This is a genomic window from Deltaproteobacteria bacterium, from assembly GCA_016874735.1.
Lineage (GTDB): Bacteria > Bdellovibrionota_B > Oligoflexia > Oligoflexales > CAIYRB01 > CAIYRB01.
Genome location: VGTI01000070.1, coordinates 1 through 14,933, shown reverse-complemented (window position 1 = coordinate 14,933; position 14,933 = coordinate 1). Strand labels below are relative to the sequence as shown.

15 protein-coding genes and 1 riboswitch are annotated in these 14,933 nt (G+C 54.4%); of the genes, 3 read left to right on the top strand and 12 right to left on the bottom strand.

The genetic code is table 11. The annotated features are described in order from the left end of the window. Nucleotides 1-445 precede the first annotated feature (445 nt). Genes FJ146_17375 through FJ146_17365 form a run of 3 tightly spaced genes read right to left on the bottom strand, consistent with a single transcriptional unit; the run spans nucleotide 446 to nucleotide 3,836 of the window. Entirely contained in the window at nucleotides 446-1,576 is a 1,131-nt protein-coding gene (locus FJ146_17375) for a hypothetical protein (GenBank protein ID MBM4253742.1), read from the bottom strand. Beyond that, nucleotides 1,551-2,783 (bottom strand): cystathionine gamma-synthase, encoded by a 1,233-nt coding sequence (gene metB, locus FJ146_17370; protein MBM4253741.1) that lies wholly within the window; start codon nucleotides 2,781-2,783, stop codon nucleotides 1,551-1,553. Before metB ends, FJ146_17375 begins: the two co-directional genes overlap by 26 nt. Nucleotides 2,784-2,795: 12 nt before the next feature. After that, complete coding sequence (locus FJ146_17365; GenBank protein MBM4253740.1) at nucleotides 2,796-3,836, bottom strand: homoserine O-succinyltransferase; 1,041 nt, start codon at nucleotides 3,834-3,836, stop codon at nucleotides 2,796-2,798. Nucleotides 3,837-3,911: 75 nt separating this feature from the next. Further along, nucleotides 3,912-4,038: riboswitch (SAM riboswitch) on the bottom strand. A gap of 245 nt (nucleotides 4,039-4,283) precedes the next feature. Between FJ146_17365 and FJ146_17360 the strand changes: the two genes are divergently transcribed. Further along, entirely contained in the window at nucleotides 4,284-4,946 is a 663-nt protein-coding gene (locus FJ146_17360) for a hypothetical protein (protein ID MBM4253739.1), read from the top strand. Nucleotides 4,947-4,980: 34 nt separating this feature from the next. Here FJ146_17360 and cysK read toward each other — a convergent pair whose 3' ends face one another. From cysK to FJ146_17335, 5 genes are all read right to left on the bottom strand, one after another. Continuing rightward, entirely contained in the window at nucleotides 4,981-5,922 is a 942-nt protein-coding gene (gene cysK / locus FJ146_17355; GenBank protein MBM4253738.1) for a cysteine synthase A, read from the bottom strand. A gap of 114 nt (nucleotides 5,923-6,036) precedes the next feature. After that, complete coding sequence (locus FJ146_17350; GenBank protein ID MBM4253737.1) at nucleotides 6,037-7,287, bottom strand: ATP-binding protein; 1,251 nt, start codon at nucleotides 7,285-7,287, stop codon at nucleotides 6,037-6,039. Between the two features lie 147 nt (nucleotides 7,288-7,434). Continuing rightward, nucleotides 7,435-8,244: a serine acetyltransferase gene (locus FJ146_17345; protein ID MBM4253736.1), complete on the bottom strand. Its 810-nt coding sequence runs from the start codon at nucleotides 8,242-8,244 to the stop codon at nucleotides 7,435-7,437. A 36-nt stretch (nucleotides 8,245-8,280) separates the two neighbouring features. Further along, nucleotides 8,281-9,354, bottom strand: coding sequence for a glycosyltransferase family 9 protein (locus tag FJ146_17340; GenBank protein MBM4253735.1), 1,074 nt, complete (start codon nucleotides 9,352-9,354; stop codon nucleotides 8,281-8,283). Nucleotides 9,355-9,371: 17 nt separating this feature from the next. Continuing rightward, nucleotides 9,372-9,998 (bottom strand): GNAT family N-acetyltransferase, encoded by a 627-nt coding sequence (locus tag FJ146_17335; protein ID MBM4253734.1) that lies wholly within the window; start codon nucleotides 9,996-9,998, stop codon nucleotides 9,372-9,374. 679 nt (nucleotides 9,999-10,677) lie between these two features. On the opposite strand from FJ146_17335, the gene FJ146_17330 reads away from it, so the two are divergent. After that, nucleotides 10,678-10,953 (top strand): HU family DNA-binding protein, encoded by a 276-nt coding sequence (locus FJ146_17330; GenBank protein ID MBM4253733.1) that lies wholly within the window; start codon nucleotides 10,678-10,680, stop codon nucleotides 10,951-10,953. Nucleotides 10,954-11,024: 71 nt separating this feature from the next. Here FJ146_17330 and FJ146_17325 read toward each other — a convergent pair whose 3' ends face one another. The 4 genes from FJ146_17325 to FJ146_17310 are packed head-to-tail and all read right to left on the bottom strand — an operon-like array spanning nucleotide 11,025 to nucleotide 14,600. Next, nucleotides 11,025-11,243 (bottom strand): hypothetical protein, encoded by a 219-nt coding sequence (locus FJ146_17325; protein MBM4253732.1) that lies wholly within the window; start codon nucleotides 11,241-11,243, stop codon nucleotides 11,025-11,027. Nucleotides 11,244-11,300: 57 nt separating this feature from the next. Continuing rightward, entirely contained in the window at nucleotides 11,301-12,902 is a 1,602-nt protein-coding gene (locus FJ146_17320; GenBank protein ID MBM4253731.1) for a peptide chain release factor 3, read from the bottom strand. Nucleotides 12,903-12,915: 13 nt separating this feature from the next. Next, a complete protein-coding gene (locus FJ146_17315; protein ID MBM4253730.1) occupies nucleotides 12,916-14,016 on the bottom strand; it encodes a hypothetical protein in 1,101 nt (366 codons plus the stop codon). After that, a complete protein-coding gene (locus FJ146_17310; protein MBM4253729.1) occupies nucleotides 14,013-14,600 on the bottom strand; it encodes an SIS domain-containing protein in 588 nt (195 codons plus the stop codon). The genes FJ146_17315 and FJ146_17310 overlap by 4 nt, the downstream gene beginning before the upstream one ends. 79 nt (nucleotides 14,601-14,679) lie before the next feature. Here FJ146_17310 and FJ146_17305 point away from each other — a divergent pair. Continuing rightward, on the top strand, nucleotides 14,680-14,933 hold a 254-nt coding region (locus FJ146_17305; GenBank protein MBM4253728.1), incomplete at its 3' end, for a peptide-methionine (S)-S-oxide reductase.

The window sequence follows — 14,933 nt, the reverse complement described above, 5'->3', positions numbered from 1 at the left end:
CTTTGAACATGATCCGAGTATCGGTGACGCTGATTCCCTACAGAGGGCAGAAGTCCTATTTTTTGAACAACTAGGCATCAGACGCGGCGACGAGCGCCATATGGTTGTGCCTAGCGAGTCGCTAAGACTCATGTACGGAGATCTAGAGTTCTCGGTCGTCGACTTTTCGCGCTACGGCTTTCGCGCCACGAGTGGATCACTATTTGGGCGACGTAGCGTGCTGACGGTTGAGTTCGTCACAAACAATATAGAGCTCCAGCGTATGCTCGCGGCATACTTCCTCCGCACAGTCGTAGTCGAGGTTAGGTGGAGTCGACAGGAGCAAGGTGCGTTTACACATGGACTTCGGATCGTCGGCAGTAGCACTGCGCAACGTAATTTCCTGTACAGCTTATTTCTTAAAAATTTTAGCCATGAAGACGCATCGCCGCTGCTCAACACGACCCTAGTTGGCTAACCTGAGCAAATCGGCCAGGAGACCTGCTGCCGTTACCTCGCGCCCCGCTCCTGGACCTTGAATCACCAGAGGACTGGCCTCGTAGCGTCGCGAAGTAATGCGGACCAGGTTATCCCCGGCTGGTATACGGGCCAAAGGATGATCCTTCGGTAACACGATAGGAGCAACCCTAGCCTTGCCATCACACGTGATAGTGGACACATAACGGATCACGGCACCGCGGTCATTCGCCGTAGCTACTGACCTTGCGACCTCTTCGTCTAGAGATTCAGACGACGTCAAGAAGTCGGGGACTGAAAGTGCCGCGTACTGGTGCAGAGGTACGCAGCTCTCCAGCGCCACATCATTAAGACTCAAGCTAAAACCTGCAACGCGAGCTAAGATGACCGACTTGCGCGCGACGTCTAGTCCCAATAAATCCACGCGCGGGTCGGGTTCGGTGTAGCCTGCTTGGTGCAAACTCCGGAGCACCTGCGAAAATGTCTCCCCACTGGCGACTCGAGCCAGGAGATGAGACAAAGTCCCTGATAACACGCCTTCAATCTTATAAATGTCATCTCCCGTGCGCACGAGATCAGCGATCACACCAAGTATGGGCAGACCTGCGCCGACGGTAGTTTCACACAGGTAGCTGCCGCCACCCGATTTTTCCGCCCGCTTAATGGCGGCATAGGAGGCATCTCGCGCCATCCCATGCTTATTTGCCGTAATGATCTTAAAACCGCACTGCAACCACTCAGCGTGCAGCGCCGCAACTTCAGGCGATGCCGTCACATCGACGATCACGACATCGCCCACGTGCTGGTGCAGGGAGTAAGTGAGCTTGTCGAAATCTGGGGCCTCGCCCGCACCGGCTAGTGCTGTCTCCCACTCATCGAGACCTAAACTGGAAGTCGCAAGTAACATACTTCTGGAATTGCAGATCGCGCGGAGCTCGAGAGCTCTGCGGCTAGTTGCGGCGAGTCTATGGTGAATCTGACGCCACTGCTCAAGCAGCGCCCGACCAACGCCGCCGGGGCCAATAACCGCAACGGCAACAGGCTGCAGCCGCGGTGCCGTCCATACTCTGGCTACCGGTCTTTGCAGCCAACGTTCAGACTGCAGCGCTACAAGTGTCATGACGATCAGCTCTCTCGTACGCCGGTGTTTTAGAGTTGGAAAGACCCGTGGCCCGAGCTGCGCGCTCAAGCCCGCTCCGTAGATCCTGCAAGAGATCTTCTGTGGCTTCGATACCGACAGAGATACGCAGGAGCGATGCCGTGATACCGGCGCGTGCCTGCGCTTCCGGTGTCATGGACGCATGCGTCATGGACGCTGGATGCGCAATCAGACTCTCGACGCCACCCAGCGATTCCGCTAGCGAAAAACACTTAAGACCGTCGGTGAAGGCCTTAACGGCGGCGAGGCCACCGTGCATCTCAAAGCTGATGATACCGCCAAAGCCGCGTTGCTGTTTTCTGGCCGTCTCGTGACCCGGATGTGAGGCTAAACCTGGGTAATAAACTTTAGCGATTCCCGGTGCCTCAGCGAGAAAAGCAGCGATTGCTCCAGCGTTCTCTTCATGGAGACGAATACGCGCCGGCAGTGTGCGCACGCCGCGCAATGTCAAAAAAGCATCAAAAGGTGCACCCGTAATGCCTAGGCAGTTGGCCCACCACGTGAGTTGCTGGGTGAGCTCAGGAGTCTTGGCGATTACAGCACCACCGACGACATCGCTGTGACCGTTGATGTACTTGGTTGTGGAATGGACAACTAGGTCAGCGCCCAAAGCAAGTGGCTGCTGTAGCGCTGGAGACAAGAAAGTATTGTCGGCCACCAATAATGCTCCGTACTGCCGGCATCGAGCACTGACCGCAGCGATGTCGACGACGCGAAGCAGTGGGTTACTCGGAGTCTCCACGAGCACTAGACCGACGTCGCCCTCCGCGAATGCATGAGCCAGCGCCGCTTGATCACCCTGATCGACAAAGCGCACGCGCGTGCGCCCCTGTTTATCGAGCGCTGCCAGCAACCGATACGTACCACCGTAGCAGTCGTGCGGCGCAATGATGACCTGACCCGCATCGATGAGATGTACGACGGCAGTGAGAGCCGCCATACCCGAACTTGTGACGATGGCACCGTGCCCACCTTCGAGCTCAGCCAGAGTCTCCGCCAACTGATCGCGCGTCGGGTTACCAGAGCGCGTGTAGTCGTACTGACGACGTTCGCCCAAACCTTTGAACGTGAAGTTGGTTGATAGATGCAGCGGCGGAATCACCGCTCCGTGGGAGGTGTCGGTAGCGACAGCGGCACGGACACAGGACGTTGCAGAGAATTGACTCACGTGAGGGGGCTCCTATAAACATCGCAAAAGTTGACCGTAAAATTCTGGTTCTTTGAGAAAAGCATCGTGACCATAGAGCGAATCGAGGACCTTCAGCGCGCAGGGTGCTTTGAAACTTGCAGCTAACTCCTCCACTAAACTAAGCGGCACTAACTGGTCCTGACGGACCGCCGCCAGCGTCGTCGGCACGGTAATCGCTTGCGGGTCCACCGCATGTAAATCGATCGATCGCGAGAGTGTCAGGAAAGCATAGGGATCCATATGCTTCACGTAGTCATCACCGCGCGATTTCAGGTAGCCCCAAACCGGAAAGGAATCCGGATCTCTCGTATCACTGCGGCTGCCACCAAAGCGCTGCGTAAACTCATCCGGCGTGCGATAGGTCGCCATACCGAGTGCCCGCGCAATAGCCAGGCCCTCGTCGCCACGGTTGGAGTCTAGGCCTAGTTGAACAATCTGCCGCTGAATCGTGCGCCATCCAGTTGCCAAAGGCGCACTGCGGTGTGCCGTCACGATGGCCAGGATTTGCCGCACCCTAGTCGGATAAGCTGCGGCAAAAGCCAGCGCCACCATGCCACCGTACGATGCGCCGACAAAGGCGTGAAGCTGCTGCACGCCCAGCAGCGTCAGTAGCTCTGCAGCCACGCGCGCTTGGTCAAAGGTGGTGACGTCGGGAAATGCCGTACGTAAATGCGGTACCGACCGCGGTCCGGTGGTCGCTCCGTTGCCGCCAAGAAAGTCCCACGATAACAGACGATAACGCTCAGTATCGAGAGCCAGGCCTGGACCACAGAGATCTGCCCACCACCCCTTGGGCCCAGTGGTTGCTGACGTCACGTACCGCCCGGCGGAAATACCACCGAGCACCGCAACGACAGGGGCATCACTAGGCCCGACGATTTCGTAGGCTACCTGCACCTCAGCGAGCGCGCCACCGCAGTCAAGCGCGAACGGCCTCTGACCAAGGGTAACGACACCGGCCACGCGCGATCCATCACGTCTGTCTCTGCTGATCCGCCTACTGGCACTCTGCTCTCTCGCCAACTCCGCCATCTCGTCCTCATCGTACGGGACTCAAGATCATGCGGTGACGGGAGTGGGTGCAAGAAACTGGCTGGAGACCATTTCTGCTCATCTTCCGGTTTGCTCTCCACAATATAGTGGGGCTACCGCAGGACTTGGCACCATACGTAAATTGCTCTACGTGGTTGCCCCGGTGTCGTCGGGCCTATCCCTCAACCGGTCTTGATGAACAGCTTTAGGAAACCATGTGGAGGGCTCAGCTGTCAAGACCTAGTCCTTCCGATCGACTGGGCCCTGATCAGGCTCTTAAGCAGACGACAAAAACAAAAAAAATAACAACTGAATCTGGACGGTTACCAGAAATCGCTAATCCACCCAAAACTTCGATCCGAGAGCCTCTATGAGTCAGCTGACCCTGACTCTTTGTAGTGGAGTGGTGATATGGTTTCGGGAACATCGTTAGGAAAATGTTATAGCATGTCTCTCGCATTGGCACTCATCGTGGCAACAGGTTGGGAAGACGCCTACGCATGCGATCCTGTGAAAACACCAAGCGACAGGGCATTTCTCGGCGTGGCAGATCTTAGCTTGGGTGAACCGCAGGAGTTCTCTAACGGACCCGAGGGTTTCCTTTGTCGTCCGATTATTTGGCAGAGCAAGACTCTAGCTTGGGTGCATGCAGTGTTTTTAAACGGCCATCAAGTGTTAGGTACACGCTGTGAGCGCAACGACAGTCAGGCCTTTAACGCCGTTACTGGTGCCATGATTGAGAGCTACGACGCACTCGACTCTCATGAGTCTATTTTGGGGTGGGATGCTTCTAATAAAAAAGTCACGTTTAAAAAAGTCCAGCTTCCGCTGCGGCACCTATTCTCTAACCCTTCCTATTGTGGGCCACTAGTTGCTTACTGGGGCATCCAAAAAGATGGAAAACAAAATATTATTTATGCAGTTGTTTATGACACGGTAACCCAAAAGATACGTGCGAAAGAAGAGGTGGGACGCGCCACCTCTTTCCAGACTGATGCCTCCGGCTATTTGCCACCAGCGGCCTGGTCGAGTGGCGGTGACAAAGTCGACTTCCCGGCGGCAAGTCGCCACCGCACCCTCAACCTGCATGCTGTGACGTTACGTCCGTAAAATTGGCGGGCTTGGATGATCCGAGCTCAAAGTCTTACTCGTCAAATAACCACGTCGAGAGATAACGCTCACCGCAGCTAGGTATGATGACGACGATCATCTTACCCTTATTCTCTGGTCGCTTACCAAGCTGCAAGGCCGCGCTGATCGCTGCACCGGCCGAGATGCCAACGAGGATACCCTCCTCTTTAGCGACACGGCTCGCCCAGTGACCAGCATCTTCATTACTAACGGTAACAACCTCATCGACAACTTTGCGGTCGAGAATATCCGGAACAAAACCAGCGCCGATGCCTTGGATTTTATGTGGTCCCGGTGCGCCACCCGAGAGTACTGGCGAATCCTTGGGCTCGACCGCTACCGCTTTAAAACTTGGCTTCAACTCTTTAAGCGCTGTCGCTGTGCCAGTGATGGTGCCCCCTGTGCCGACGCCAGCTACGAGAAAATCAACCTTGCCGTCGGTGTCTTCCCAAATTTCAAGCGCGGTCGTGCGCTTATGTGCCTCGACGTTGGCGACGTTCTTGAATTGCTGCGGCATGACATAACTAGGATTTTGGGCGAGTAGCTCCTCAGCTTTAGCGATGGCGCCACGCATCCCCTGCTCTCCTGGCGTCAGCACCAGTTCAGCGCCTAGTGCCTTGAGCATCTTGCGACGCTCGATGCTCATCGTCTCCGGCATCGTGAGGATCAGCCGGTAGCCCTTCTGCGCGGCGACGAAAGCCAGCCCGATGCCAGTGTTTCCGCTGGTAGGCTCAACGATTGTGGCGCCAGGCTTAAGCTTACCAGCACGCTCCGCCGCTTCGATCATAGCGGCACCGATCCGGTCCTTCACGCTCGAGAGTGGATTGAAGAACTCAAGCTTGAGCAAGATCTGCGCCGGGACGTCAGCAGCCAATTTACCTAGCCGCACTAGCGGCGTGTTACCGATGGTCTCAATAATGTTGGCGGCAATTTTGGGACGATGCTGACGTTGCATAACTTAAGTCCTCAATATGATGAAGGCGGATGAGGCTACGAAGAGCCTACTGAGGTCAGAGGTCGAGTTTAAATTCATGAGTGTTGTTTGGCAATATCAAGCCATGAGTCTCTACTACAAACTGTGGTCAGATCGCATGAGCCAATGTCTTACTGGCTCAACGATGATGCTCACATGCTGTGTCTGTAATACTTCAGCTTGATCCCATGTGAGGATACGCACATTATCGACCCCGAGTTCTGAAGCGGCTTGATGCAGAGCGCGCAGTTCCCTTTCCCTAGTTTTTTGCTCACTCATGTTCCAGGTCACTTGAATGAGCTCGTGATTCTTGCTGCCTTGGCGTAATAAAAAATCAACCTCAAAACCTTCTGTCGTAACGTAGTAAAATAGGTTTAGTCCGGGGCGAAATGTTCTTCGGACCAATTCGATAAACACCATATTCTCAAGCAGTCGGCCATAATCTGGTGATGTGAAGACCTTTTTGGCAATCAGAAATCCGTTATCAAATACGTACGCTTTGCGATCAAACTTCAATCTTTTACGCGCACCGTAATGAAAACGAGGTAGCTCGGCGAACAAATAAGCTTCGGCACCGTACAACAGAAACTTCTTGACTGTCGGAGCACTAACTCTGGAATTTAAAGCGCGCACTAAACTATCATTGTTGAATCGCGAGCCAATGGCATGGAGTAAAACAGAATAAAGATCATGTAGTTCGCTGACATTACGGATTTTATAGCGTCGGACTACGTCTTTTAGCACGACAGAGTCCCACAGAGTGCCGAGATAAGATCTCTCGTCTGCCCCCCTAACCAAAACTTCGGGAAATCCGCCACGCTGCAAATACCTCATCAGCTCGACATCGTCATCTTCGTGACCGCACCGTAAATATTCTGGATAAGAAAACGGCAAAAGTTCGATCGCAATATGGCGTCCCGTCAGTGCCGAGGCTAGCTCACGACTCAGGAGGTGAGCATTTGAACCAGTAACGATACAGTTACGACCTTCACGATGCAGACGATGGAGAAAAGGCTCCCAATTTTCGAAGTTTTGGATCTCATCAAAGAAAAAATACCTCGCATGTGGATAGGCTTTATCAAGAGCGGCCATAATGTCATCGCCGCTTACATCTTTAGGAAAGCCCTCATCCTCACAGTTGAGGTAGGCGTATGGCTTGCCTTGCAGAACCTGTCTAATCATTGTCGATTTACCGCAGCGGCGCGGACCAAGAACCACCTTAACGAGAGGCGAGTCGAGCTCATGGGAAAGACGCTCGGACCCGTCTCGATGAACAAGCGAGTCGCCCGGACCCCTTTGGGATTCGTTCTTTTGACGTGTAATCAACTGATATATTTGGGTATTCATAGCCCTCGGAACCAGAAGCAGCGTACTTTAGAATAATTCCAGTTATTATAAAGTATAGCGGAATTGGTTTGGAAAATACAGGAACACCTATTTTGATCGCCGCTTATGAATCGAGGCGCTATGCCTCACTCACTCCAGGCGCCCTTTTTAGATCCCATCCCCATCGCGGAAAAAACCAGCCACAAACTGCTGCTGCGTAATGCGGCTATTGGCAGGAACACTCTCGGTCAACCAGACATTGCCACCGATCACACTGCCCGCTCCAACGCTGATGCGCCCTAAGATCGCTGCACCGGCATAGACTGTCACGCGGTCACCGAGGATCGGATGACGCGCCTGTCCCTTGATCAATTGACCTTGGTCATCACGCTTGAACCTTTTGGCTCCTAGCGTCACACCTTGATATAGCGTCACATGACTGCCGATAATAGCGGTCTCACCGATGACCACGCCAGTACCGTGATCAATGAAGAAGTGACTGCCAATTTGTGCCCCAGGGTGAATATCGATACCTGTCATCTGATGGGCATATTCGCTGATCATACGCGGCAGCAGCGGCACACCCCGCTGAAATAACACATGGGCGACGCGATGGGTCGTGATGGCCTTGAATCCTGGATAACTAAAGAGCACCTCGACGGGATCGGCGGTCGCGGGATCATTGCTCAAGGCCGCATCAATATCGGCGCGTAATAGGGGGCCTAGCCCTTGGAGCTCGGTCGCCAGCGCCTCGATGTCGAGCCCCGCGAGAACTACGGGTTCCTCGTGATAAGCTAATCCGACACAGGACAGGAGCATCTTAAGCGCGGGCGCAACTTCGTACTGAAAGACTTTGGTCACGTCGTCTGCAAAAAAAAAGCCATGCGTCACGGTCGCAATGAGTTCAGCGATTCCTTTTGTAAAGTCCGCACCAAGAGTCCGCGCCACCGGTCGCCGCCAAGTTAAATGCATGGACATTGATGCGCGCTCCTCTATCAAACTACTTTAGAGACCCTAAATACTTAGCACCTGACTACAGGTAGCCCAGACCACATCCACACTCAAGTCCCTCATACACTTAAAGTGACCGCGGGGGCAAACCTGAGGACCGTGATCACTGCACGGGCGGCAGTTCATATCAACGCCAACTGTCTGCGACCCTTTAGCCAAAGGACCAAAGCCCATGGCGGGGATGGTCGCACCAAATAGGGCGACGGTGGGTATACCTAAAGCTGATGCATAATGGACCGGAGAACTATCGTTTGCGACTAACAGTTGGGCCCGCGGTAACAAGCGACGCATATCGTCTAGACTGGTCTTACCGACTAAATTGAGAACCTGCGGCACGATGCCAAGTTGCTCCATGATCGCGTCGGCTACGGGAGACTCCGCAGCGCTCCCAATTAATAGGATCTTGGTCGCAGGCAAGGTGGCAAAGCGCGCGATCAATGCGGCAAAATGCTCCGGTAACCACCGCTTGGTCCCCCACACACTACCGGGAGCCACCGCAATGACGGAACCTCGATGCTGGCTCAACTCATGCTGCCATGTGACTCCGTGATCTAACGCAAGTGGCAACAATTTAGGCATGGCACCGCAAATATCCTGGCGCGACACACCGAGTGGCTCGAGCAGTAAAGCTAAGCGCTGCGTTTCATGAAACACTGCCACCCGCGGCACAAGTCGTTTAGCCAGACTAGCAAAGCTGGATTCTTGGTAGGTGATCTCGGGGAGCCCCAAGGTGCGCGCCAGCAACATAGATCTCGTACTACGGTGTGCGCGCAGCAGGACCGCTTGCCGACCAGCGAGAGCTTCCTTGACGCTTTTTTTAACACGGCATATCGCCTGCCAAGAATTGGCCCCGGCCTTGTCAAAGACGTGACAGCTCGTCAACTCGGGCGCGTCGCGTAAAACTTGGGCGCCGACCTTAGTAGTAATGAGATGCTGGCGACGCTGTGGCCAACGCTTCTTGGCTAGGGCCATGGCTCCCGTCGTCAGCACAATGTCGCCGATAAAACTAGTCTGCAACCAGACTAAGTCGGCGTCTTCAGATGCCCAGGAGTTAGCGGGACTCATGGCAGTAGTCATGCTCGATCTTTCAATGGTCAAACTGAATCATCTCGCAGTCGCAGCTTGAATACTAAAGCATCTTCGGCGTTGCTGTAATAGCGCTTTCGTACACCAACGCGCAAAAATCCAAGCCGCTCATATAATTTTATGGCCGCGAGATTGGACGGACGCACCTCGAGCAGAAGATCCTCGAGCTCTGGCTCCAACTGCAATAGATCAATGATTGCTCCGAGCATGTGCGCTCCTACCTGTTGGCCACGATGCTTAGGATCGACATAAATATAAAGGAGATCGGCGCTATATGTGCCGACGTCAAGAAAAGCCACAGCTGCCCACGGTGCCTCGGATGACACGGCAAAAATAAAGCCGCGACAAATGGGGCGCGCCAACATCGCTATGAGAGCATCGAAATCCCAAAAGACCTCCGAACCAGTTTGCCACCGCGCGGCCCACTGCCCGAGGGTAGCCATGTGTGAGGTGTCGCGCTTCAGTGGCCAAATCTTAAGGTGATCTGCATCAACCTTTTTTGCCACCGCCCCCTCCCACTGTTGGACTGATTTCACGGTAGGTGTCCGCGCCAGAAAAAATCCGCAAAGTCGTGCGGCCTCGTAATTCCTGCAGCCACTTGGGTTCCGTGTCTTTCGTCTTGCTCGCATTCGCATTTTTAACGCTGAGGCCCTGCAATTCTTGGCGATTGCGATTCTGCCTGTAGCTCGCTACGCGAAGGATACTATCGAGGGTGCGCGATACGGCGAGATCATCCACACCGAGTCGGTTGAGGGTGTCTTGTAATTTGGTGCCACGCGCCATTTTTTTTCGTAGTGCTCCATTATACTGATCGAGCAACTGGTCTGATGCGGCAAAACTACCTAGCCGCATAGCTTCCTGCAAAATCATCATCTCTTCGCTAAAAACGGTGATGGCTTCGCTCCAGTTTGCTGCGCTGACGATTTGTTGCGCGCCGATTTCTTCAGGACGCAAGCTTTGTTTGATCGTTAGGTAGAGTTCGAGTTGTCGCTGCGAATACGGCATACTGTTAACGGCAATCACTAAGCGATCACCTAAGACATCGCTTGCGATAGCAGATGCTGACATGCATAAGAAGAGCGCAAGACCAAGCAGCCATCGCCCTTTAACGCAAGTAAAATTTTCAAAACTAAGGCGCATACCCGTCATTGTATCCAAATCAATTGCTACAATCCATGCATTCGGTTGGATTAGCAACTTGCCAACGGACAAGTGCTTGACTTCCGAAGGGACCTGCGTAAACCTGTATAGATCGCACCTAAGAGGTATGTTTTTCTCACTGATAATTCGTCGTTATCTTTCGGAGGAGTTTTTATGAACAAGGCGGAACTAATCGAAGCAATCGCCAAAGTCACCTCGTTGACCAAGGCTGACACCGAGCGCACCCTCGATGCTTTCATCGACGTGGTGAGCAAGAACATCAAGAAAAAAGACGGCGGCGTTAAGCTCGTTGGCTTCGGCACCTTTGCTGTTTCCAACCGCAAAGCGCGCGTTGGTCGCAACCCTCAAACTGGCGAAGAGATCCATATCCCAGCACGCAAAGTGCCGGTATTCCGCCCAGGTAAAGAGCTTAAGGACGCTGTCCGCTAAGCTTGACGGTACGTAAAACAAAACCCCTTGGTTGCGACCAAGGGGTTTTGTTTTTTTAGTGAGCAACGTAATTAATCTGAGTAACCGTCACCGCCGTCGTCGAGAAAGTCGACCAGACGAAATTTGGCGAAGTTGGTCGCCGGCACGATCACCATCTCACCATCGCGCTCGTTATCGTCCTCACGAGCGAGCAGGTAATGTCCCTGGTCACCAGCCGAGGCCCCTGGATGGTAGTTCAGCACCACGAACAGCTCTTTATTCTCACGATCAAACACACGAAAAGGCACCATCACGCTCGCCTCCTTTCATTCATCAATCTTTCGAACCGCAATTTTGCGTACTTTAATCTATCGAACTTTACCTGGACCCTCGGACGTCGCCGAGAATCTTATGTCAGGATTCCGCTCCTCTAGTAGGCGCAGGCGCCAAGGCTCGTCCACTAGAATCGTGGGATGGTCATGTTGATCGTAGCAAATCGCCGATCCACTGGCCCGAATGAATTGATCAAGTACCTCAGGTTTCGTCGAACTTATCCACCGCGCTACCGAATACGGTAGACCCTCAAAGCGCACCTGCACGCCGTACTCAGCAAGGATACGGTAGGTCACAACTTCAAACTGCAGCGGACCCACAACACCTAGGTACTGCTCATTGGAATGCGCTGGTCTGAACACCTGTACCGCACCTTCTTCCGACAGCTGATCGAGACCCTTGCTTAGCTGCTTGGACTTGAGTGGGTCACGCAAAACGACGCGGCAGAAATGCTCCGGGGCGAAAACCGGGATACCCGTATAACTTAAAACTTCACCTTCGCTGAGAGAGTCGCCAATCTTGAAGACACCGGGATCATGGATACCGACAATGTCACCAGCAAAGGCCTCATCGACTAAGCTCCGGTCCTGCGCCATGAACTGCGTCGGCCGCCCAAGCCGCATGTCACGACCCAGACGCACGTGGAATGCCTTCATATTGCGCTCAAAGCGCCCCGAACAAATCCGCATAAACGCCACACGGTCCCGGTGAGACGGATCCATGTTAGCCTGAACTTTGAAAATGAAAGCGCTAAATTTCGCCTCAGTCGAGGCAACCTTCCGCTCAACGGCTGCCCGCGGTAGTGGCTCGGGCGCAATATCGATGAGTGCCTCGAGCAAAGTCTGCACCCCGAAATTATTGACCGCACTACCGAAGAACAGCGGTGCCAGTCGCCCCTCAAGATAGGCCTCACGGTCGAAGTCACCCCCCGCACCCGTGAGTAGTTCAATCTCAGCAAGGAGCTGCCGCGTGGCCTCCTCACCTAGTTCAGCAACGACCTCTGGACTGTCTAAAGCCAGGCCTTTAAGCGGCACCGGACGGGCACGGTCGGCATCCTTCTCAAAAATGAGCAGCTGGTTACTGATACGGTGATAGACACCCCTAAAGGAGGGCCCCATGCCGATGGGCCAGGTCACAGCAAAACAGCTGATGCCCAGGACTTTTTCAATTTCATCCATCAGATCGAAGGGATCACGTCCCTCGCGGTCCATCTTGTTGACGAAGGCCATTACCGGCGTCTTGCGGAGTGCACATACCTCGAAAAGTTTCTTGGTCTGGGTCTCGACGCCATTGGCGGCGTCAATCAACATCAGTGCCGAGTCGACTGCCGTCAACGTTCGGTAGGTGTCCTCAGAGAAATCCTGGTGACCAGGAGTGTCGATCAGGTTGATCTCAAATCCTGCGTAAGGAAACTTCATCACCGAGCTAGTTACGGAGATGCCGCGCTGCTTCTCGATCTCCATCCAGTCGGATGTGGCGAACTTTTTCGATCGCTTGGCCTTAACTGTACCCGCCATTTGGATAGCACCACCGTAGAGCAGCAGCTTTTCAGTGAGCGTCGTTTTACCGGCGTCAGGGTGCGAGATAATGGCAAAAGTACGGCGCTTGGCGATTTCTTTTTGTAATTCAATGGACATCAAGGGACCTTAATTAACGACTTGTGCGAGAGGTGAAGTTGAGCGTGGCACCTGCCGGCGCCACCAAGGCAATCTCTGAGCGCTCACCGGCCACCAGATGAAGCGGTGACGCCACGGCAGGCACCAGCGCCGACTGCCCCTGTCCTAGCTGGACCTGATTTGCCTCGACATGACCCTCGAGCATCAGCATCGCACTGTAGCCGTCTTCGATACGCACGTTGAGTTCAGCACCGGCCGGCACAATAACAAGGGCTGTCTTATAGTACGGATTAGCGGGAAACTCACGAACAGAAATGCCCCCGGCAAGATTAAGCACGCGGGGCTCCCTGCGCAGAGTCGCAACAAAGCTCTCGCCCACTTGGTGCTCAGGATCGACCAACGGCAGACTCTCATCCACGTGCAGCGGACGCGCCGCACCACCGGACATATCGAGGCGCCCCTCTCGGTCGTAGCGTCGTCCCCAATCCCACATGCGGTAGGTCTTACCAGCCTGTCCCGTGAGGATGCGCTGCGGCTCAAGTAGCGTCACACCGCCGCCAATGGCATGCGGCACCCCTGGCTCGATCTCAAAATAATCACCGGGCTTTACGGTGACAAAATGCAGTAGATCCTTGGCTGCATCGCCATGGACCAAGGCCTCGCGCAACGCCGCACGACTGACTGGTCGCGAAAATCCTAGGTAAATTCCGGCTCCCGGTGCAGCTTTAAGCACCAGCCAAGACTCCGGCTTACCACACTCACCGTTTTGGAGATGCTGATCACCGTCGCGCGGATGGACCTGTAGCGAGAGCGGCTCAGCCGCATCGAGTAGCTTAACCAATATCTCGCAGGTGGCCCCCGCCTTTGCTAGGGCCGGTGATAATATGGCCTCTGGCCACCGAGCGACGGCATCAAGCAGCGTCATCGGCTCACGCTGGAGTCGCGACGGAAAAGTCGGGTCACACGAAAACTCCCAGGCCTCGCCGATGATCGTACCGGGTGCCGCAAAATCCCGCTTATAATGCGAGGCAATGACGCTACCGCCCCACGGGGTACGCGCCAGCGGGGTAAAATTGTTGGGCTGAAGGGGAACAGGGGCCCGCAACCAGGCGGGCAATTCCGGAAAATTCATCATGTGCCTGCAGAAAAAAGACGATGCTCACAAAGCTCAATGAGCGTGTGGATGACCTTGATGTGTAGCTCCTGAATACGGTCCGAATAGGGGGTCCCACCTGGGGTGCAAATATTGATATCCGCGAGTGGCGCGAGCTTGGAGGGATTTTTACCAGTTAATGCCACCACTTTCATACCGGCCTGGCGCGCAACCGTAGCGGCTGCCAAGATATTAGGGCTGTTGCCAGACGTGCTGATCGCTAGGAGCACATCGCCTCTGCGCCCATGAGCCTCGACAAAGCGCGCGAAGACCGAGTCGTAGCCAAAATCATTAGCGGCACAACTTAAGTGAGCGGGATCACTGATGGCCATAGCAGGCAGCGCCTTACGCTCACGACGAAACTTGCCGGAAAGCTCCTCAGCAAAGTGCATCGCATCACACATGGACCCACCGTTGCCGCAGCTATACACACTGCGTCCCTGCAAAAATGCATCAACGAGCAAGTCACCGGCAGCCGCAATAGCGGCTAGTGTACTCTCATCTTGGCGTAGCTTTGCTAGGGCATCAGCAGCACTGGACATTGCCGCCCGTACGATTTCAATCATCTCTTGCCTCCCCAAGGCAGGAGTTTACACTAGAACCGGACAAGGTGGCAGACACCTTTTAAGCGACTAGAGGACAAAGATGACCAGTCATACGCAGCATCAGACGGCGACCTTAGCTGGTGGATGCTTTTGGGGCGTTGAGGAACTACTCAGGGAGCTGCCCGGCGTTATCAGCACGCGGGTTGGTTATACCGGAGGCCGCACGGCGAACCCTCGTTATGAGGACGTCAAGACCGGCAGTACCGGACACGCCGAAGCTATCGAAATCATTTTTGACCCCAGTCGATTAAGCTATCAGGATTTGCTGCTCTTTTTCTTCCGGCTGCATGATCC

Coding starts and splice junctions, on each gene's coding strand:
- FJ146_17375 (MBM4253742.1), bottom strand. CDS start 1,576: ATGACACTTGTAGCGCTGCAGTCTGAACGTTGGCTGCAAAGACCGGTA.
- FJ146_17365 (MBM4253740.1), bottom strand. CDS start 3,836: ATGGCGGAGTTGGCGAGAGAGCAGAGTGCCAGTAGGCGGATCAGCAGA.
- FJ146_17360 (MBM4253739.1), top strand. CDS start 4,284: ATGTCTCTCGCATTGGCACTCATCGTGGCAACAGGTTGGGAAGACGCC.
- cysK (MBM4253738.1), bottom strand. CDS start 5,922: ATGCAACGTCAGCATCGTCCCAAAATTGCCGCCAACATTATTGAGACC.
- FJ146_17350 (MBM4253737.1), bottom strand. CDS start 7,287: ATGAATACCCAAATATATCAGTTGATTACACGTCAAAAGAACGAATCC.
- FJ146_17345 (MBM4253736.1), bottom strand. CDS start 8,244: ATGTCCATGCATTTAACTTGGCGGCGACCGGTGGCGCGGACTCTTGGT.
- FJ146_17340 (MBM4253735.1), bottom strand. CDS start 9,354: ATGACTACTGCCATGAGTCCCGCTAACTCCTGGGCATCTGAAGACGCC.
- FJ146_17335 (MBM4253734.1), bottom strand. CDS start 9,998: ATGCGAATGCGAGCAAGACGAAAGACACGGAACCCAAGTGGCTGCAGG.
- FJ146_17330 (MBM4253733.1), top strand. CDS start 10,678: ATGAACAAGGCGGAACTAATCGAAGCAATCGCCAAAGTCACCTCGTTG.
- FJ146_17325 (MBM4253732.1), bottom strand. CDS start 11,243: ATGGTGCCTTTTCGTGTGTTTGATCGTGAGAATAAAGAGCTGTTCGTG.
- FJ146_17320 (MBM4253731.1), bottom strand. CDS start 12,902: ATGTCCATTGAATTACAAAAAGAAATCGCCAAGCGCCGTACTTTTGCC.
- FJ146_17315 (MBM4253730.1), bottom strand. CDS start 14,016: ATGATGAATTTTCCGGAATTGCCCGCCTGGTTGCGGGCCCCTGTTCCC.
- FJ146_17310 (MBM4253729.1), bottom strand. CDS start 14,600: ATGATTGAAATCGTACGGGCGGCAATGTCCAGTGCTGCTGATGCCCTA.